This is a genomic window from Micromonospora citrea (genome assembly GCF_049629545.1).
In the GTDB taxonomy this organism is placed as follows: domain Bacteria; phylum Actinomycetota; class Actinomycetes; order Mycobacteriales; family Micromonosporaceae; genus Micromonospora; species Micromonospora citrea_A.
Map to the genome: position 1 here is coordinate 78297 of NZ_JBNADX010000011.1, position 19733 is coordinate 98029.

Here is a 19733-nt window from a genome sequence, read left to right on the forward strand (position 1 = left end):
GGCTGGTCCCGCACCGGCGAGCGGTCGAGGCAGCGCTCACCGGTCGGTGCCGGCGGACGTCCCGGACCGGTGACGCCGCACCGCCCCAGGTCGGGTGCGGCGGGAGGAGGAAGGCGACAACCGCTGGTGACTCACTACCGACCTGATGGCATGGATGGATCACAGGCCGCGGCCGCCCTCGGCCGCGGTGGGCCCCGGCCTGTCACGACGATCGGGCCATGATCTGGCGCGGGGCCTGGAACGGCGTGCGGCGCAGCCAAGCCTGCCGTACGTCGACCCGGCGTGGCTCGCCGTCGAGTACGTCCACGCAGCCGCTTCCGCCCGGTGATCCATCCACGCCATCAAGTCCGTAGCGCCCGAGAGGGGCCCCCACTCCACAGCGCCCGAGACCCGAGCCCGCCGCCATCCCGCCGACCCGGCGCCTGCCGGGCGCCTGCCGGGCCCAGACCCAGCCTGCGGCCGGTCCCGGTCGCGGGCTGGCCGAGCACGACGACCCGGTCGAGCACGACGACCCGGTCGAGCACGACGACCCGGTCGAGCACGACGACCCGGTCGAGCACGACGACCCGGGTCGAGCAGACCGGGAGCCCGGAGCCCCCCGGGGCGGGTCCCGGTCGGGACCCGCCCCGGGGGGCCGGACAACTCAGGCGACGACCGAGACCATCCGGCCCTTCACCACGATCACCTTGCGGGGCTCCTTGCCGGCCAGCGCACCGGCGACCGCCTCCAGCGCCGCCGCGCGCACGTCGTCCTCGGCCGCGTCGGCGGCCACCTCGATCCGGCCGCGCACCTTGCCGTTGACCTGCACCGGGTAGGTCACCGTCTCGGCGACCAGCAGCGCCGGGTCGGCGGTCGGGAAGTCCGCGTACGCCAGCGAGGCGTCGTGGCCCAGCCGCCGCCACAGCTCCTCGGCGACGTGCGGGGCGAACGGCGCCACCATCAGCACCAGCGGCTCGGCCACCTCGCGCGGCGTCTCCGACAGCCGGGTGACCGCGTTGGTCAGCTCGATCAGCTTGGCGATCGCGGTGTTGAACCGGATCCCCTCCATGTCGCCGCGGACCCCGTCGACCACCTTGTGCAGCAGCCGGCGGGTCGCCTCGTCGGCCGGCGCGTCGGTGACCCGCAGCGCGCCGGTCTGCTCGTCGACGACCGCCCGCCAGACCCGCTGCAGGAACCGGTACGACCCGACGACCGCCCGGGTCTCCCACGGGCGGGAGACCTCCAGCGGGCCCATCGACATCTCGTACACCCGGAAGGTGTCCGCGCCGTAGGCCGCGCACATCTCGTCCGGGGTGACGACGTTCTTCAGCGACTTGCCCATCTTGCCGTACTCGCGCTTGACCGCCGTGTCACCCAGGTAGAAGCCGCCGTCGCGCTCGGCCACGTCCTCGGCGGGCACGTACGCGCCGCGGGCGTCGGTGTACGCGTACGCCTGGATCATGCCCTGGTTGAACAGCTTGCGGAACGGCTCGAAGCTCGACACGTGGCCCAGGTCGTACAGCACCTTGTGCCAGAACCGGGCGTACAGCAGGTGCAGCACGGCGTGCTCGGCGCCGCCGACGTACAGGTCGGTGCCGCCGCAGTCGCCCTCGCCGCGCGGGCCCATCCAGTACCGCTCGTTCTCGGCGTCGACGAACCGCTCGGCGTTGGTCGGGTCCAGGTAGCGCAGCTCGTACCAGCAGGAGCCGGCCCACTGCGGCATCACGTTGGTCTCCCGGGTGTACCGCTTCGGGCCGTCACCCAGGTCCAGCTCCACCTCGACCCAGTCGCGCCGGCGCGACAGCGGGGTCTCCGGGTCGCTGTCGGCGTCGTCGGCGTCGAACGTCTTCGGGGAGAAGTCGTCCACCTCGGGCAGCTCGACCGGCAGCATCGACTCGGGCAGCGCGATGGCGGCCCCGGTCTCGTCGTACACGATCGGGAACGGCTCGCCCCAGTAGCGCTGCCGGGAAAACAGCCAGTCGCGCAGCCGGTAGGTGACCGCGCCGGTACCGTGCCCGTTGGCCTCCAGCCACTCGATGATCCTGGCCTTGGCGTCGGCGACCCCCAGGCCGTTCAGGTCCAGGCCGCGCTCGGGCGCGGCGCTGTTGATCGCCGGGCCGTCCCCGGTGTACGCCTTGCCGTCGAAGCCGTCCGACGGCTGCACGGTACGCACGATCGGCAGGTCGAAGACCTCGGCGAACGCCCAGTCCCGCTCGTCCTGGGCGGGCACCGCCATGATCGCGCCGGTGCCGTAGCCGGCCAGCACGTAGTCGGCGATGAAGATCGGGACCTGTCCCCCGGTGACCGGGTTGGTGGCGTACCCGCCGACGAAGACGCCGGTCTTCTCCTTCGTGTCGGCCTGCCGCTCCATGTCGGTCTTGGCCGCCGCCGCCTTCCGGTACGCCTCGACCGCCGCACGCGGGCTGGCGTGCCCGCCGGTCCAGGCGTCCTTCGTCCCCTCCGGCCAGGCCGCCGGAACCAGCACGTCGACCAGCTCGTGCTCCGGGGCCAGCACCATGTAGGTGGCGCCGAAGACGGTGTCCGGTCGGGTCGTGAACACCCGCACCGGCCCGGCGGCGGTCGGGAAGTCGATGTGCGCGCCGGTGGACCGGCCGATCCAGTTGCGCTGCATCAGCTTGATCGGCTCGGGCCAGTCCAGGGTGTCCAGGTCGTCCAGCAGCCGGTCGCCGTACGCGGTGATCCGCATCATCCACTGCTTCAGGTTGCGCTTGAAGACCGGGAAGTTGCCCCGCTCGGAGCGGCCGTCGGCGGTGACCTCCTCGTTGGCCAGCACGGTGCCCAGCCCCGGGCACCAGTTCACCGGTGCCTGCGAGACGTACGCCAGCCGGTGGTCGTCGACGATCGCCCGCCGCTCGGCCACGGTCAGCTCGGCCCACGGGCGGCCGTCCGGGGTGGGCCGGGTGCCCCCCTCGAACTCGGCGATCAGCTCGGCGACCGGGCGGGCCTTCTTCGCCTCGGTGTCGTACCAGGAGTTGTAGACCTGCAGGAAGATCCACTGCGTCCAGCGGTAGAAGTCGGTGTCGATGGTGGCCACCGAGCGCCGCTCGTCGTGGGCCAGGCCCAGCCGGCGCAGCTGCGCCTTGTACCGCTCGATGTTCGCCACGGTGGTGGTCCGGGGGTGGGTGCCGGTCTGCACCGCGTACTGCTCGGCGGGCAGGCCGAACGCGTCGAAGCCCATCGCGTGCAGCACGTTGCGCCCGGCCATCCGCTGGTAGCGGGCGAAGCAGTCGGTGCCGATGTAGCCCAGCGGGTGCCCGACGTGCAGGCCGGCGCCCGACGGGTAGGGGAACATGTCCAGCACGTACAGCTTCTCCGCGCCGGCGCGCGGGTGCCGCGGGTCGGCCAGCGGCCCGGTCGGGTTCGGGGCGTGGAAGGTGCCCTCCCGCGCCCAGGTGTCCTGCCACCGCCGCTCGATCTCGTCGGCCAGGGTCGCGCTGTACCGGTACGGGGGGATGTCGCCCGCCGGTGCGGCTGCCTCACTCATGGCGTCTCCTCGCTTCGCTCGTCGCCGCCGGCCGCCACGGCCGGGCTCGATGCTGACCTCGCTCGGCGTGGTCATGGTCGGTATGGGGAGTGGTCCGCTCGGCGCGCCCGCCGACGGCCGGCGCGCCGCGCCACCTGTCGAAGGGCACAAAAAAGCCCCTCGCGCAGGAGGGGCCGCCGTGCTGTCGCGCGTCAGCGCATCAGCACGGCTCGCTAAGGAGCAGGAAGACTCCGGCCATGTCCGGCAGTGTACCCCGCCGTCCCGCCCGGCGGACGCCCGCCACCGCACGGTGGGACGCCGCCCCCGGCGTCCGCCGGGCCACCGACTGCCGATCGTGATCATGTACGCCACCGACAGCGACCGGCTCGTCCCCCGACCTGACGAATATTCGGGGCGTAACCGACCGTCTACCTGCGGGGGTCGGCGACAGCGGCAAACATGGTTAGCCTGAGAGACCAGTGAGATTTCTGCGGCAGACGTGGCTCGGCGTCGCGAACCCAACGGCGGGTCCAGGTGCTCTTTACAGAGCTGCCGTTCCGGCGACGAGGAGGAGGCCCGTGACACAACAGACCTGGGACGAGGTGGGCGGCCTGCTGCCGCACGACGAGTTCCGCGCCGCCAGCGAAGCCATCGTGGCCAACATCGAGCAGGTCATCGAAGGCAAGACCGCTACCGTGCGCCTCGCCCTGGCCGTCCTGCTCGCCGAGGGTCACCTGCTGATCGAGGACGTCCCCGGCGTCGGCAAGACGAAGCTGGCCAAGGCCCTGGCCCGCTCGATCGACTGCTCGGTGCGCCGGATCCAGTTCACCCCCGACCTGCTGCCCAGCGACGTCACCGGGGTCAGCGTCTACAACCAGGAGACGCACGACTTCGAGTTCCGCCCGGGCGCGGTCTTCGCCAACCTGGTCGTCGGCGACGAGATCAACCGGGCCTCGCCGAAGACCCAGTCCGCGCTGCTGGAGTGCATGGAGGAGCGGCAGGTCACCGTCGACGGGGTGACGTACCAGCTCCAGACCCCGTTCATGGTGATCGCCACCCAGAACCCGATCGAGATGGAGGGCACCTACCCCCTTCCCGAGGCGCAGCGCGACCGGTTCACCGCGCGGATCGCGATGGGCTACCCCGGCCCCGAGGCCGAGCTGGCCATGCTGGACGGCCACGGCGCCGCCGACCCGTTGCAGGAGCTGCGGCCGGTCTCCGACGCCGACACCGTCCGCCGGCTGATCGCCACGGTCCGCCAGGTGCACGTCGCCGACGCCGTGAAGCAGTACGCCGTCGACCTGGTCACCGCCACCCGCGAGTCCCCCGAGCTGCGCCTCGGCGCGTCCCCGCGGTCCACCCTGCAACTGCTGCGCACCGCCCGCGCGGTGGCCGCCCTGGAGGGGCGCGACTACGTCCTCCCGGACGACCTGCAGGCCCTCGCGGTGCCGGTGCTGGCGCACCGGATCATCCCGACCGCCGACGCCCAGCTCGCCCGACGCACCACCGACGCGATCGTCTCCGAACTGGTGCACCGGCTGGCACTGCCGCAGGACCGCAAGCGCGCCCCGTACGACGCGCCCCGTCCCGCCACCGGCACCGTCCGCCCGCCGTTCGAGCCGCGGAGGCCGTGACGTGCGCGACGGGCTGCGCGGCCTGACCACCCGCGGCCGCTCGTTCCTGGCGGCCGCGGTCGCGGCGGCGGTCTCCGCCGGCATCCTCGGGGAGAAGGACCTGCTACGGGTGGCGGTGCTGCTGGCCGCCCTGCCGCTGCTCGCCGCGCTCTACGTCGGGCGCAGCCGCTACAAGCTCGCCTGCAACCGGTCGCTGGAGCCGCACCGGGTGCCGGTCGGGGCCAGCTCCCGGGTGGTGCTGCGCCTGCAGAACATGTCCCGGCTGCCCACCGGCACCCTGCTGCTGGAGGACCGGCTGCCGTACGCGCTGGGCAGCCGGCCCCGGGTGGTGCTGGAACGGCTCGGCGCACACCAGGCCAGCTCGGTGGCGTACACCGTGCGCGCCGACGTGCGCGGCCGGTACGAGGTGGGCCCGCTGGTGGTCCGGATGACCGACCCGTTCGGGCTCTGCGAGCTGACCCGGGCCTTCCCCAGCACCGACCACCTGACGGTGATCCCGCAGGTCACCCCGTTGCCGACGGTCCGCCTGCCGGGTGAGTACGCCGGCAGCGGCGACAGCCGGGCCCGGTCGGTCGCGGTGCACGGCGAGGACGACGCGGCCACCCGGGAGTACCGGATGGGCGACGACCTGCGCCGGGTGCACTGGAAGTCGACCGCCCGCACCGGTGAGCTGATGGTGCGGCGCGAGGAGCAGCCCTGGGAGAGCCGAGCCACCGTCGTGCTGGACACCCGCGCGTACGGCCACCGCGGCGACGGCCCGACGGCCAGCTTCGAGTGGGCGGTCACCGCCGCCGCGAGCGTCGCCGTGCACCTGCGGCAGTCGGGCTACAAGCTGCGCCTGGTCACCGGCTCCGGGGTGGACGTCGACGCCACCGAGGCGGCCGGCGACGGCGTGCTCCTCGACCACCTGGCCGACGTCCGGCTCGACCAGCGCGGCGACGTCGCGACCCTGGTGCAGCGGGTACGCCAGCGCGCCGACGGCGGCCTGATCATCGCGCTGCTCGGGTCGCTGGGCCCGGCCGAGGCCGAGCTGCTGTCCGGCCTGCGCGGCAACGGCGCGACCTGCGTGGGCTTCCTGCTGGACAGCAGCACCTGGCTGAACCTGCCGGAGAAGGCCCGCGCCGAGGCCGAACGCGCCCACGGCGCCGCCGCGCTGGCGCTGTTGCAGGGCGGCTGGCGGGTGATCGGGGTCGACCACGGCGGCCGGCTGCCGGCGCTGTGGCCGCAGGCGGCCCGCGGTTCGCAGGGCTTCGCCCTGCGGGCGGCCATGGCCGAGACGGTCGCCGGCGTCGTCCGGTGACAGGGAGGGTGAGATCGTGATCGCGTCCCGGAACCTCGGCTTCGTGGCCGCCGCGGCGACACTGCTCGCCGCCGCGCCACTGTCGTCGATCTTCCAGCGGTGGACCTGGCTGATCCAGGCCGCCATCGCGGTGGCCGTGGTGGCCGGCGTGGCCGCGCTGGCCCGGCTGGTGCGGGCCCCGATCTGGGGGCAGGCGCTGGCCATGCTGGGCGGCCTGCTGCTGGCGTTGACCTGGCTCTTCCCCGGCGGCACCGAACTGGTCGCGTTCATCCCCACCCCCGCCACCCTCGCCCACTTCGGCGAGTTGGTGCAGGGTTCGGTGCAGGACATGCGGTCGTACGGCGTGAAGGTGCCGGACACCACCCCGCTGCTGTTCATCACCGTGCTCGGGGTGGGCGCCGTGGCCGTGCTGGTCGACCTGCTGGCGGTGGGGCTGCGCCGTCCCGCGCTGGCCGGCCTGCCCATGCTGGCGATCTACTCGGTGCCGGTCGCCGTCTACGTGGACAGCGTGCCGGCGGTGCCGTTCGTCGTCGGCGCCTGCGGCTACCTCTGGCTGCTGGTCACCGACAACGTGGAGCGGGTACGCCGCTTCGGTCGCCGGTTCACCGGCGAGGGGCGCGACGTCGACGTCTGGGAGGCGTCCCCGCTGGCCGCCGCCGGTCGTCGGCTGGCGGTGGTGGGCGTGGCGCTGGCCGTGGCCGTGCCGCTGGCCGTACCGGGGATGACCGGTGGCCTGCTCGACCAGTTCAACACGGCCGGCGACGGCACCGGCAACGGGCGGCCCGGGCAGGGCGGCAGCCCCGGCCGGATCGACCTGTTCGCCGCGCTCAGCGGGCAGCTCAACCAGTCCGAGGTGGCCGAGATGGTCAAGGTCACCACCACCGAGTCCAACCCGTTCTACCTGCGTTTCGGCGTCGCCGACGAGCTGCGTCCGGACGGCTTCCGGGTGCGTCCCCCCAACGGCAGGCGGGTCGACCGGGACCTGCCCGAGGTGCCCGCGCGTCAAGGCGTGGAACAGCAGCGCCACCGGGCGACCGTGGAGGTCAGCCGTAACCTGACCATGCCGCTGGTGCCGGTCTACTCCGACCCGGTCGGTGTCGACGGCCTCAGCGGCAACTGGCTCTACGACCAGAACCTCGGCGTCGTCTTCTCCAACCGGGACAACTCCCGGGGCAAGCGCTACTCCTTCGAGTACGTCCGGTCGACGTTCAGCCCGGCCGCGCTGCGCCGGGCGCCCTCCCTGCCGGCCGAGCACCCGATCGCCGTCCAGCAGACCCGCCGGCCGGCGGTGCAGCAGGTGGACCTGCTGGTGTCCCGGCTGATCGAGGGCGAACGCACCGACTACGACAAGGTGCGGGCGATCTACGACTACTTCTCCCGGGAGAACGGCTTCAGCTACTCGCTGAGCACCAAGGGCGGCACCAGCGGCCAGGAGATCGTCGACTTCCTCACCAACAAGGTCGGCTACTGCCAGCAGTACGCGGCGGCGATGGCCTGGCTGGTGCGGTCCGCCGGCATCCCGGCGCGGGTGGCGTTCGGGTTCACCAACGGCGCCGGCGCCGGGGACGACACCTGGGTGCTGACCAACCGCAACCTGCACGCCTGGACGGAGGTCTACTTCGACCAGATGGGCTGGGTGCCGTTCGACCCCACCCCGGCGTACGCCGTGCAGGGCGCGAACCGCTCGGCCTGGGCCCCGGACAGCGACGCCCCGGACCCGGAGCCGTCGAGCACCTCCGCGCCGGGGGCCGCCCCGGACGACCCGGGCGCCACCGCCGGGCCGGACCGGCAGGACCCGGCCGACCGGGAGGTCGACGAGGGCTTCGACCCGGTCACCGGCGCCCCGGTGCGGCGTACGCCCAGCTGGCCGTGGTGGACGGCCGGCGGGTTGCTGGCGCTGCTCGCCCTGCTCTCCGTGCCGGCGCTGCGCCGGGCGACGCTGCGCCGCCGTCGGCACGCGCAGCCCGCCCCGGCGGCGGTGACGGCGGCCGGCTCCGGCGCCGCCACCGGGGAGGCGCCCGGCATGGTCGTGCTCGGCGCGGACCGTGACCGGGCCCGGGCCGACGCCCACGCGGCGTGGGACGAGCTGCTGGACACCCTGGTCGACTACCGGGTCCGCGTCGATCGGACGGAGACGCCCCGGGCGACCGCGGAACGCCTGGTCCGCGACGCCCTGGCCGAGGACGCGACCTCGACGGCGGCGGTACGGCTGCTCGGCCGCGCGGAGGAACGGGCGCGCTACGCCCGCGACCCGCTCACCGGCGAGCCGCTGCACCCGGCCCTGACCTCGGTACGCGGTGCGCTCGCCGCCCGGTCCGACCGGCGTACCCGGCTGCTGGCCGCCCTGCTCCCGCCGTCGGTGCTGCTGCGCTGGCGGCTGGCCGCCGCGGAGCGGTCCTCGTGGCTGGTGGCGAGGGGCGGACAGGCCCGGTACCGGCTGGCCCGGTGGAGCCCGCGCCGCCTGTTGGCCCGCCGCGCCTGACCCGCCTCCCGGTTGTCCGCCGGCTCCGCGTCGGGCGCGCCGCCACGTGACGCAGCGGCCACCTCCCGCCCAAGATCGCGCAACTTCCTGGATGTAGTGGCATCCCCGCCTCGGGAGACCACTACATCCAGGAAGTCGCCCGCCGGCCGGGCACGACGGGAAGGGTCTGGTGTGCTCCGCGAGGCGCGTCGCGGACGATCCTCAGCCGGGCAGACCACACCCGCAGGGTCGGGTCGCGGACACGGTGGTACGACGGTGGTGGCCGGATCAGGTCCGGCACCTACCGTCGTCGTGATGACGCCGGCCCGCCTCAGCGGCGGGCGACGACGTTCAGCGATGTCCCTCCGGGCGTTGACGCCACCGGTCCTCCATGCGGTCCAGCAGCGACGGCCGTCGACCCGCGCGCCCGCGCGGACGACGGCGACTGGTTGTGCCCCCGACCACGTGCAGGTCGGGGGACTGCGCCCTGCGCTGCGACTGCACCGCGTAGCCCAAGGCGGCCAGCATGACGACGAAGCCCGCCACTGCCAGTGGCGGAGTCTTGATCACCGCGCCGTAGACCAACAGGGCCAGGCCGACGACGACCACGCCGGCAGCGACGAGCAGGCGACGCCGCGCGTGGAAGCGCGGATCGCTGGCGCGCACGGCCGAGGCGAATTTGGGGTCCTCGGCAAGCGACCGCTCGATCTGCTCGAACAGCCGCTGCTCGTGCTCCGAGAGCGGCACGGCACTCCTCCCCGGTCACGTTGGTCGGCCCGGTCGGGCCGACAGACCGTGGCAGCCAACCGGCTGCTTGCCGACAAGTCTACGAGGGGGTTCGCGCGTCGGAAAGCGGGACGACCTACGGCCGGGTCGGATTTTCCCGCCGACGGGGATCACCCCTACCGAGCAGACTGGCCGGACCTATGACGGACCGCCCGAATCGGGCAGCGGCGGCGTCCGCGGCGGCTTCCGCCTCCCGCCAGCCGCGCTCGGGGGCGCCGAGGGTCAGCTGCCGGGGCGCGCCGGCCACGCCGGCCAGCCCTTCGACGCGTACGCCGACCAGCCGGATGCGCTCGCCCGGGTCGAGAGCGGTGTAGAGCGCCCAGGCGGTGTCGAACACCTCCCGGGCCACGTCGGTCGGCCCGCCGAGGGTGCGGGACCGGTTGACGGTGCGGAAGTCGGCGAGCCGTACCTTGATCGACACCGTCCGCCCGACCTGCCCGGCGCGGCGCAGCCGGACGCCCACCTTCTCGCTGAGGGCGAGCAGCGCCCGGCGGATCTCCAGCGGGTCGTCCACGTCCGCGTCGAACGTCACCTCGGCGCCGATCGACTTCTCCACGTGCTCCGGGCTCACCGCGCGCGGGTCACGGCCCCAGGCCAGCTCGTGCAGGTGGGTCGCGGACGCCTCGCCGACCGCCCGGCGGAGCATGCCGTACGGCGCCTCGGCGAGGTCACCGATGGTGGACAGGCCGAGCCGGCGCAGCGTCTCGGCGGAACGCTCCCCCACTCCCCAGAGCGCGGCCACCGGCAGCGGGTGCAGGAACTCCAGCACCCGGTCGGCGGGGACCACGAGCAGCCCGTCCGGTTTGGCGCGGGTGGAGCCGAGCTTGGCCACGAACTTGCTCGGCGCGACCCCGACCGAGCAGGTCAGCCGCTGCTCCTCGGCGACCCGCCGGCGGATCAGCCGGGCGATCTCGGCCGGGGAACCGAACAGCCGCCGGGCCCCGGCCACGTCGAGGAACGCCTCGTCCAGGGAGAGCGGCTCGACCAGCGGGGTGACGTCGCGGAAGATCTGCATGACCGCCCGGGAGGCGGCCGAGTACCGGCCGGAGTCCGGTGGCAGGTAGACCGCGTCGGGGCAGAGCGCGCGGGCCCGCATGGTGGGCATGGCGCTGCGGACGCCGTACCGCCGGGCCTCGTAGCTGGCGGAGCTGACCACGCCGCGCGGCCCGGTGCCGCCGACCACGACGGGCCGGCCGCGCAACTCCGGGCGGTGGCGCACCTCGACCGAGGCGAAGAAGGCGTCCATGTCGACGTGCAGGATCGGGCTGCCCGAGTCGTCGGCGCCCGGCCCGAAGCGCGGGTCACCGCCGCGCGGCAACGACTGGCTCCGACCCATCCCCGCAGGCTAGCCCGTCGGTGTGACAGCCCGGCCGGTCAGCCCCGCACGACCAGCAGCGGAATGGTCATCTCGGCCGCGGTGTCCGCCCCGTGGTACGCCACCAGTCGGGACACCGCCGGCGGCTCGGAGCGGCTGGCCAGCACCGCGTACGTGCCGTGGCAGGTGACCACCACGTCACCGATACGCCCCAGGTGCTCCTCCGGCACCGGGCCGAACCGGCCGGTGGCCACCGCCTCGGCGCGGGTCTGCACCCGGGCGGCCGGACCGAGCACCGCCGACCAGGCGGCCACCACGTCGTCGGCCGCGCCCGGCGCGACGTGCAGGTACCGCACCCGCGGCTCACCGGCGACGACCCGGACGCCGTCGCGCAGCCGGGGGTCGGTGTCCAGGTCGAAGCGGTGCGCGGCGGGCACGTCGAGCTGGCCGTGGTCGGCGGTGACCAGCAGCGCGGCGTCCGGCGGGAGACCGTCGACGAGGCGGGCGAGCAGCGCGTCCACCCCGGCGGCGGCGAGCCGCCAGGGCGCGGAGTCGACCCCGCTGAGGTGGCCGTGCCGGTCCAGGTCGGGGTGGTAGCCGGAGACCAGGGTCGGGCCGTCGCCGGCGGCGAGCGCGGCGAGCATCGTGGCGGCCAGCGCGTCCACGCCGGCCGCGCCCCGGAAGTCGCCGCCCCGGTTGGCGGCCAGGGTCAGCCCGCTGCCGGCGTACTCGGGGCGGCTGACCACGGTCACCGCCACACCCGCCGCCCGGGCCCGCTCCCACTGGGTGCGCACCGGCTGCCAGTGCAGCGGCTCCGGGTCACCGGCCCACTCGATGTGGTTGAGCACCCGGTCGGTGCCGGGCACCCGGACGGTGAAGCCGAGCACCCCGTGCGGTCCGGGCGGTGCGCCCGCGCCGAGGCTCACCAGGCTGGTCGGGGTGGTGGACGGGAACCCGGCGGTCAGCGGCCGGCCGGCGGTGGCGGTGAGCCCGGCCAGGGTCGGCGCGTACGGCGCGGCGGTGGGGATCTGGTACCAGCCGAGGCCGTCGACGAGCAGCACCGCGACCCGGCGTACCCCGGCCAGGCGGGGCGTCAGGCCGAGCAGGTCGACCGCGCCGGGCACCCCGAGCACGGCCAGCGCGCTGGGCACCACGTCGGCCAGGCTGTCCCCGCCGTACCGCGGCGGCACGATCTCCAGCGGCCCGACCCGGCCGAGCCCCGGCCCGCCCGACGGTCGTCGCGGGTCGGTCACGCCGGGCGGCGGGCGAAGAGGTGCAGCTGGGCGGCGAGATCCCGGTACGGCGACCGGGCCGCCAGGGCACGTTCCAGCTCGACCAGGGCGGCCGGCTGGCCGTCGGCCACCGCGGCGGGGAGCAGGTCGGCCAGGACGCGTACCCCGTGGATCTCCTCCACGGTGAGCCCGGCGGCGGCGAGCAGCGCGGTGGCGCTGTCGGCGTCGAAGCGTCGGCGCAGGGTGTCGCGGGCGCCGGCGGAACCGTCCGGGGCGGCGACGAGCGCGGCGGCGACGTCCAGGTGCCCGTTCATCGCCCGGCTCAGCACGGCGGCGGCCCGTCCGGCGACCAGCACGCTGGCCGCGCCGGCCGGGCGCAGCGCGGCGGCGAGGGCGGAAGCGACCGGCGCCGGGTCGTCGACCACTTCCAGCACGGAGTGGCAGAGCACCAGGTCGACACCGGCCGGCTCGACCAGCCCGGCCAGCGCGTCGCCGTCGCCCTGCACCGCGCGTACCCGGTCGGCGACCCCGGCCTCGGCGGCCCGGCGGGTCAGCGCGGCGAGCGCGTCGGGGCTGGCGTCGACCACGGTGACCCGGTGTCCGGCCTGGGCGAGCGGGACGGCGAAGCCGCCGGTCCCGCCGCCGACGTCGAGCACGGTGAGCTGGTCACCGGCACGCCGGTCCAGCTCGGCGGCGAGGACCGACCAGATGACAGCGGTACGGGGGGTCAGCGGCGGTTCGGTAAACCGGGTGGTCTGCTCCACCCGGTCGAGCCTAGTCACCCGCGCCACCCGACCCCCTGTCAGGCGGTGGTGGGTCGTGCCGTCAGGACTCCCCGCCGGCGGCGGGGTCCTCCTCCGCCCGGGAACGCTGGGCGTTGGCCACCGGCCCGTCGGTCACCTGGTACTCGCGGGGCTCCGCGTCCTGCTCCGGCGACCAGCCGGCGGTCAGCCGGGTGCGCCGGACGTTCGCCACACCACCGGTGTACGTGCTGTTGAAGGTCATGGTCCACCCCCTTGCCGTGCGGGCCACTCTGCCCGCGCGTGTGCGGAAGTCTCCCTCGTCCGGGCTCCGGAAACCGTAATGTGGATCACTCCGCTCAGCGGAAATCCCGGGACGCCGGGCTGACGGGCGGCTCGATCGGGTCCAGCCGGTCCGCGGTGAGGCTGGTGACCCCCTCGTGCCGGTGCAGCAGGCCCCGCACCACCAACGCCGCGCTGGTGCGCGCCGTTCGCCGGTAGCGCTGCCACAACCCGGGCGAACACGTGACGTTGAGCATCCCCGTCTCGTCCTCCAGGTTGAGGAAGGTGACCCCGCCGGCGGTCGCGGGCCGCTGCCGGTGGGTGACGATCCCGCCGACCCGGATCCGCCGGCCCGGCTCCACCCGGCCGAGCCGGGCGATCGGCACCGCGCCGAGGGCGTCGAACCGGTCGCGGATGAACCGGGCCGGGTGGCTCTCCGGGGACAGCCCGGTCGCCCAGACGTCGGCGACCAGCCGGTCCACCGCCTCCATCCCGGGCAGGGTGGGCGCGGCCGTGCCGGTGACCGTGCCGGGCAGCCGGTCCGGCCGGTCCTGGGCCGCCGCGCCGGCCGCCCAGAGGGCCTGCCGCCGGGTCAGCCCGAAACAGGCGAAGGCGTCCGCGGTGGCCAGCGCCTCCAGCTGCGCGGCGGTGAGACCGACCCGCCGGGCCAGGTCCGGCATGTCCCGGTACGGCCCGCGCGCGGCCCGTTCCGCCTCGATCCGCTCGGCCACCCCGTCGCCGAGGGTACGCACACCGGACAGGCCGAGCCGGACGGCCGGCCCGCCGAGGCCCCACTCGTGCGGCGGCTCCCCCGGCCGGCTCCCCCACCGGGTCTGCGGCGTCGACTCCAGCACCGCCAGGGCCCCGCTGGCGTTGACGTCCGGGCGGCGTACCTCGACGCCGTGCCGGCGGGCGTCGTCGACCAGGGTCTGCGGCGAGTAGAAGCCCATCGGCTGGGCGTTGAGCAGCGCGGCCAGGAACGGGCCGGGGTGGTAGCGCTTGAGCCAGGAACTGGCGTAGACCAGGTAGGCGAAGCTCATCGCGTGGCTCTCCGGGAAGCCGTAGCTGGCGAACGCGGTGAGCTTGCGGTAGACGTCGTCGGCCAGCTCGCCGGTGATGCCCCGCTCGGCCATCCCGGCGTAGAGCCGGTCGGCGATCTGCGCCATCCGCTCCACCGACCGCTTGGCCCCCATCGCCCGGCGCAGCTGGTCGGCCCCGGCCGCGTCGAAGCCGGCCAGGTCGATGGCGAGTTGCATCAACTGCTCCTGGAACAGCGGCACGCCGAGGGTCTTCTCCAGCGCGTTGCGCATCAGCGGGTGCGGGAAGGTCACCGGCTCCTGGCCGTTCTTGCGCCGGATGAACGGGTGCACCGAGCCGCCCTGGATCGGACCGGGCCGGATCAGCGCCACCTCCACCACCAGGTCGTAGAACTCGCGCGGCTTGAGCCGGGGCAGGGTGGCCATCTGGGCCCGGCTCTCCACCTGGAACACCCCGACCGAGTCGGCCCGGCAGAGCATGTCGTAGACCTCGGGGTCGTCCAGCGTCATGTCGCCCAGGTCGAGGGTCGTCCCGATCATGTCGTAGCCGTAGTGCAGGGCGGAGAGCATGCCGAGGCCGAGCAGGTCGAACTTGACCAGGCCGACGGCGGCGCAGTCGTCCTTGTCCCACTGGAGCACGCTGCGCCCGGGCATCCGACCCCACTCCACCGGGCAGACCTCGATCACCGGCCGGTCGCAGATCACCATGCCGCCGGAGTGGATGCCCAGGTGCCGGGGGAACGTCTGCAACTCGTTGGCGTACGCCACCACCTGCTCGGGGATGTCCGCCACGTCCACCGAGGCGACCGAGCCCCAGCGGTCGATCTGCTTGCTCCAGGCGTCCTGCTGGCCGGGCGAGAACCCGAACGCCTTCGCCACGTCCCGCACCGCCGACCGGGGCCGGTACGAGATGACGTTGGCGACCTGGGCGGTGTGCTCGCGGCCGTACCGGGCGTAGACGTGCTGGATCACCTCCTCCCGGCGGTCGGACTCGATGTCCACGTCGATGTCGGGCGGCCCGTCGCGTTCCGGGGCGAGGAACCGTTCGAAGAGCAGCCGGTGCCGGACGGCGTCGACGTTGGTGATCCGTAGCGCGTAGCAGACCGCCGAGTTGGCCGCCGAGCCCCGACCCTGGCAGTAGATGTCCTGCTCGCGGCAGAACGTGACGATGTCGTAGACCACCAGGAAGTAGCCGGGGAAGCCCAGCTCGTCGATCATCTTCAGCTCGTGGTCGAGCTGCGCGTACGCCTCGGGATGCGCCTCGGGCGGGCCGTAGCGCTCCCGGGCGCCCTGCATCGTCAGGTGCCGCAGCCAGCTCATCTCGGTGTGCCCCGGCGGCACCGGGTACGCCGGCAGCCGGGGCGCGACCAGTTGCAGGTCGAACGCCAGCTCCGCGCCGAACTCGGCGGCCCGGGCCACCGCACCCGGGTACGCGGCGAACCGGGCCGCCATCTCCGCGCCGCTGCGCAGGTGGGCGGTGGCGGCGGCGGGCAGCCAGCCGTCGATCTCGTCCAGGCTGCGCCGGGCCCGTACGGCCGCCAGGGTGGTGGCCAGCCGGCGTCGCCCCGGGGTGGCGTAGTGCACGTTGTTGGTGGCCACCGTGGGCAGCCCGGCGGACGCGGCCAGCTCGGCCAGGGCGTCGTTGCGGTCGGCGTCGACCGGGTGCCCGTGGTCGGTCAGCTCCACCGCCACCGTCTCCGCCCCGAAGAGCGCGGTGAGCCGGTCCAGCTCCCGGGCCGCCGCGTCCACGCCCTCGGTGAGCAGCGCCGCCGGCACGTGCCCCTTGCGGCATCCGGTGAGCACCAGCACGTGGTCGCGCAGCTCGGCGGCGACCTCCTCCAGCTCGCCGTAGACCGGACGGCCCTTCTCGCCGCCGCGCAGCTGGGCGCGGGAGATGGTGGCGGCGAGCCGGGCGTACCCCTCGTGGCCGTGGGCGAGCACCAGCAGGTGCCGGCCGAGCGGGTCGGGCTCGCCGTTCTGCGGGCCGGGCAGCCCGAGGGAGAGCTCCGCGCCGAAGATCGTCGGCAGGTGCAGGGTCCGGGCCGCCTCGGCGAACCGGACCACGCCGTAGAAGCCGTCGTGGTCGGTGACGGCGAGCGCGGTGAGCCCCAGCCGGGCGGCCTCCTCGGCCAACTCCTCCGGGTGGCTGGCCCCGTCGAGGAAGCTGAAGTTGCTGTGCGCGTGCAGCTCGGCGTACGGCACCGTGCCGTCGGGACGGGACAGCTCGGGCGGCTGGTAGTGCTGCCGTTTACGGCTCCAGGCCGGGGCGTCGCCGCCGTCGGCGTCGACCGCGAGCGGGTCCACCACGTGCAGGTGCCGCTCGCCCCGGGGCCGGTCCTTGCCGGACCGCCCGGAGAGCACCTGCTCCAGCTCCGACCAGGGCATCTTCGGGTTGTGGAAGCTCACCGGCCGACTCCCGGGCGGCGGTGTCTCGACACTGTGGAGGACTGCGGCCGCTCGGCGAGGTCCAGCCGTTCGGCGAGGTGCGGCCGGCGGAGGGGCCGGGTTCCTCTCGTGCAGGGTCCGGCGGGTAGCCGGTCCCGTGACGTGCGGGTTCCACGAGCTGGTTCCGCCCCCGCTGCCCCCGCCGGGAGGCGGATGACTGTCAGGTGACTACGGACTTGATAGCGCAGATGAATCACGGAGTCGGGAGCAGGGACGGAAGCGGGAACAGGAGCGGAGGCGGGAACGGATGGCGATCCATTCACGCCATCAAGTCCGTAGCCTCCGACGGGTAGGAGCCGGCGCGGCAGATCGGCGGGCCATTCGACCGCAGCACACCGCTCAGTCATAGATCGCCTCCACCAGCCACCGACCGGCCTCGACGGCCAGCAGCAGGGCGGCGCCGTCGGCCAGGCAGACCTGGAACCGGGCTCGGCGGCGCGCCTCGGCCGGGGCCCACCAGCGCTCGTCCACCGGCCACGGGCCGGCCCAGCCGACGATCTCGGCCGGCGCGGCCGAGCCGACGGCCAGCCGTGCGGGCGGGGCGCTGACCGCCAGCCGGGCGCTGACCACGACCGGCTCGCCGGCGGCGTCGTGCACGGCGGCGGCGAGCGGGGTGGGCAGCACCACGGCGGGCGAGGGCGGTGGCAGCCGGCCCGGCCAGGGCGGCACGGAGTTTCCGGCAACGGCGGCCCGACCGGCTCTCCCGGCCCGACCGGCTCTCCCGGCCCGACCGGCTCTCCCGGCCCGACCGGGCACGCCCGCCGACCGCCCACCCGACGACACCAGGCCCTCCGACGCCACACCCGTTGACGCCACGCCCGCCGACGGCCCACCCCCCGACGGCACGCCGGCCGACGGCACGCCGGCCGACGGCACGCCGGCCGACGGCACGCCGGCCGACGGCACGCCGGCCGACGACACGCCCATCGGCACCACGTCCGCCGACGCCACACCAGCCGACGGCCCGGCCGGCGAAGACACAACCGGCGGAGACACAACCGGCGGAGACACAGCCGGCGGCAGCATGCCGCCCGGCCGTTCGACGGGCTCGCCGGGCAGCGGCGGCGGGCCGGGACGGGCGGGGAGCCGTTCGTCGCCCCAGGGGACCAGATGGGTCTGGTCGGCCGGGGAGCGGCCGCCACCGAGCACCGCGGTGACCACCGCCTCCGGGCCGAGGATGCCCTGCACCCGGCTCAACGCCCGGTGTGCCCGCTCCCGCTCCTCGCCGGCCTCCCCCCAGAGCCCGGCCTGCAGCCCCGACCGGGTCAGCAGCCCGTCGGGGACCAGCCGCAGCCGGACGATCCCGGCGGTGGGACGGGCCGGTCGCGTGCCGGCCCGGCCGGTGCTGCCGGAGAGCCAGCCGTCGAGCTGCCAGCGGACCCGGTCGGCGATGGCCGCGGCGGTGAGCAGGCCGTCGTGCCGCCAGACCCGGTGCAGCTCCTGGCCGTGCGCGGTGACCGCCTCGATGCCGAGCCGGGTGCAGGCCAGCCCGTGCGCGGCGAGCCGGTCGTGCAACTGCTCGGCGAGCGCGCGGGCCGCGAAGGCCGCCGCGTCGACCCGGTCCAGCGGCTCGTCGTGGTCAGCGGTCACCGCCAGGTCGACCGGGGGTTGCCGGACGGCCAGCGGCCGGTCGTCCCGCCCGGCGGCGAGCCGGTGGGCCAACGCCCCGTCGAAGCCGAACCGGGCCAGCACGTCACCGGCGGGCAGCGCGGCGAAGTCGCCGAGGGTACGCACGCCGAGCCGGCGCAGCAGGTCGGCCAGGGCGGGCCGGCCGAGCGCCTCGACGGGCAGCCCGGTGAGGAACCGGGGCGTCCCGCCCGGCGGCACCACCTGGCCGGCGCGCGCGGCCAGCCCGGCGGCGAAGACCCCGTCGGCGACACCGACCTGACTCTCCACCGCGCAGGCCTGGGCCACCTGCTCCACGATCCGCTCGGCGGCCGCCTCCTCGCCGCCGAAGTAGCGGGCGGGGCCACGGGCGGCCAGCGCGCAGGCGCCGGGGCGTACCACCTCGACCCCGGCGGCGACCTCCTCGACGGCGGCGACCACCGGTTCGAAGGCACGGGCGTCCCGCCCGGGGTCGTGGTCGACCACGGTGAGCTGCGGGCAGCGGCCCTGCGCCTCCCGCCGGCGCAGGCCGCGTCGCACCCCCTCGGCCCGGGCCCGCTCGGAGCAGGCCACCACCCGGTTGGCGTGCAGCACGGCGACCGGGCCGGTGGCCGGCACCCCGTCGACGATCTCGGCGGCGATCACCGGCCAGTCCGGGCACCAGAGCAGCAGGGTGCGTACCGGCCGGCCGGTCACGCCCGTCCCACCAGGGTGAGCGCGCCGCGGGATCGGCCGGCGGCGCCGGCAGCGGCGGCCGTCGGGCGGGGGATGACCCGGGTGAGGTGGTCACCGGGGAGCCAGACCTTGATCTCCTTGGGGCGGGCCGCCGCGCCGCGCCCGCGCGCCGAGACGGTGACCTCGCGGCGGCGCAGCCGGCCCCGCCCCGCCCCGAGCCCCTCCCAGGCCCCGCGGACCACCTGGAGGGTGACGTCCGCGCCGTCCCACCGGCCGTACGGGACGAGCACGCAGCCGCGCTGGCGGGCGCGGGCGGCGAGCCGGTCGGCGACCGAGGCGGAGACGGTCTGCGGCACGGCGGTCACCACCACGTCGACCCCGTCGATCAGCGCGGCGACCACGGTGGGCCACTCGGGGCCCGGGTCCGGGACCAGGGCGAGCCGGTCCAGCGCGATCCCCAGTTCGGCGGCGGCGGCCACGCCGAAGGTCGGCACCCCGACCACCGCGCACCAGGAGCCGGCCCGGGACGCCTCGGCGAGCAGGGCCAGGACCAGCGAGGTGCCCCCGCTGCGCCGGGGCCGGCCGACGGAGACCGCGATCGTGCTGCCCCGGCGCAGCCCCCGGTGGGGCAGCAGGCCGGTCAGCTCGGGCGCCACCGGGAGCATCCGGTGGCCGCCGGCCGGGTCCGGCGCGCTCGCCGGACGCACCAGAGCGGCCAGTGCGGCGGAACCGACCACCATGCGGCCCGCCATCGGACC

General features: G+C 75.2%; 12 protein-coding genes. 3 read left to right on the top strand and 9 right to left on the bottom strand.

Translation table 11 applies throughout. The features are described 5' to 3' along the window. Positions 1–643: 643 nt before the first annotated feature. Positions 644–3484, bottom strand: coding sequence for a leucine--tRNA ligase (gene leuS, locus ACPFP2_RS14410; protein ID WP_424089662.1), 2841 nt, complete (start codon positions 3482–3484; stop codon positions 644–646). 557 nt (positions 3485–4041) lie between these two features. On the opposite strand from leuS, the gene ACPFP2_RS14415 reads away from it, so the two are divergent. Genes ACPFP2_RS14415 through ACPFP2_RS14425 form a run of 3 tightly spaced genes read left to right on the top strand, consistent with a single transcriptional unit; the run spans position 4042 to position 8879 of the window. Beyond that, positions 4042–5097: an AAA family ATPase gene (locus tag ACPFP2_RS14415; protein ID WP_424089663.1), complete on the top strand. Its 1056-nt coding sequence runs from the start codon at positions 4042–4044 to the stop codon at positions 5095–5097. 1 nt (position 5098) lies between these two features. Then, positions 5099–6397 (top strand): DUF58 domain-containing protein, encoded by a 1299-nt coding sequence (locus ACPFP2_RS14420; protein ID WP_424089664.1) that lies wholly within the window; start codon positions 5099–5101, stop codon positions 6395–6397. A 16-nt stretch (positions 6398–6413) separates the two neighbouring features. Next, positions 6414–8879: a transglutaminaseTgpA domain-containing protein gene (locus tag ACPFP2_RS14425; protein ID WP_424089665.1), complete on the top strand. Its 2466-nt coding sequence runs from the start codon at positions 6414–6416 to the stop codon at positions 8877–8879. Between the two features lie 330 nt (positions 8880–9209). On the opposite strand, the gene ACPFP2_RS14430 is transcribed toward ACPFP2_RS14425, so the two are convergent. The 8 genes from ACPFP2_RS14430 to ACPFP2_RS14465 form a co-directional block, all read right to left on the bottom strand. Further along, positions 9210–9605 (bottom strand): DUF3040 domain-containing protein, encoded by a 396-nt coding sequence (locus ACPFP2_RS14430; protein ID WP_088975267.1) that lies wholly within the window; start codon positions 9603–9605, stop codon positions 9210–9212. A 115-nt stretch (positions 9606–9720) separates the two neighbouring features. Continuing rightward, the gene (locus tag ACPFP2_RS14435; RefSeq protein ID WP_424089666.1) at positions 9721–10980 is read right to left on the bottom strand and encodes a DNA polymerase IV; all 1260 of its coding nucleotides are present in this window, start codon (positions 10978–10980) and stop codon (positions 9721–9723) included. A 38-nt stretch (positions 10981–11018) separates the two neighbouring features. Continuing rightward, a complete protein-coding gene (locus ACPFP2_RS14440; protein WP_424089667.1) occupies positions 11019–12212 on the bottom strand; it encodes an alkaline phosphatase family protein in 1194 nt (397 codons plus the stop codon). Further along, positions 12209–12973, bottom strand: coding sequence for a class I SAM-dependent methyltransferase (locus tag ACPFP2_RS14445; protein WP_424089668.1), 765 nt, complete (start codon positions 12971–12973; stop codon positions 12209–12211). The genes ACPFP2_RS14440 and ACPFP2_RS14445 overlap by 4 nt, the downstream gene beginning before the upstream one ends. 43 nt (positions 12974–13016) lie before the next feature. Next, positions 13017–13196: a hypothetical protein gene (locus ACPFP2_RS14450; protein WP_424089669.1), complete on the bottom strand. Its 180-nt coding sequence runs from the start codon at positions 13194–13196 to the stop codon at positions 13017–13019. A 94-nt stretch (positions 13197–13290) separates the two neighbouring features. Further along, entirely contained in the window at positions 13291–16656 is a 3366-nt protein-coding gene (locus ACPFP2_RS14455) for an error-prone DNA polymerase (RefSeq protein ID WP_424089670.1), read from the bottom strand. 378 nt (positions 16657–17034) lie between these two features. Further along, positions 17035–18996: a DNA polymerase Y family protein gene (locus ACPFP2_RS14460; RefSeq protein ID WP_424089671.1), complete on the bottom strand. Its 1962-nt coding sequence runs from the start codon at positions 18994–18996 to the stop codon at positions 17035–17037. Beyond that, positions 18993–19727 carry a hypothetical protein gene (locus ACPFP2_RS14465; protein WP_424089672.1) on the bottom strand — a complete coding sequence of 245 codons (735 nt, stop codon included), beginning with the start codon at positions 19725–19727 and terminating at the stop codon, positions 18993–18995. The genes ACPFP2_RS14460 and ACPFP2_RS14465 overlap by 4 nt, the downstream gene beginning before the upstream one ends. Positions 19728–19733 lie beyond the last annotated feature (6 nt).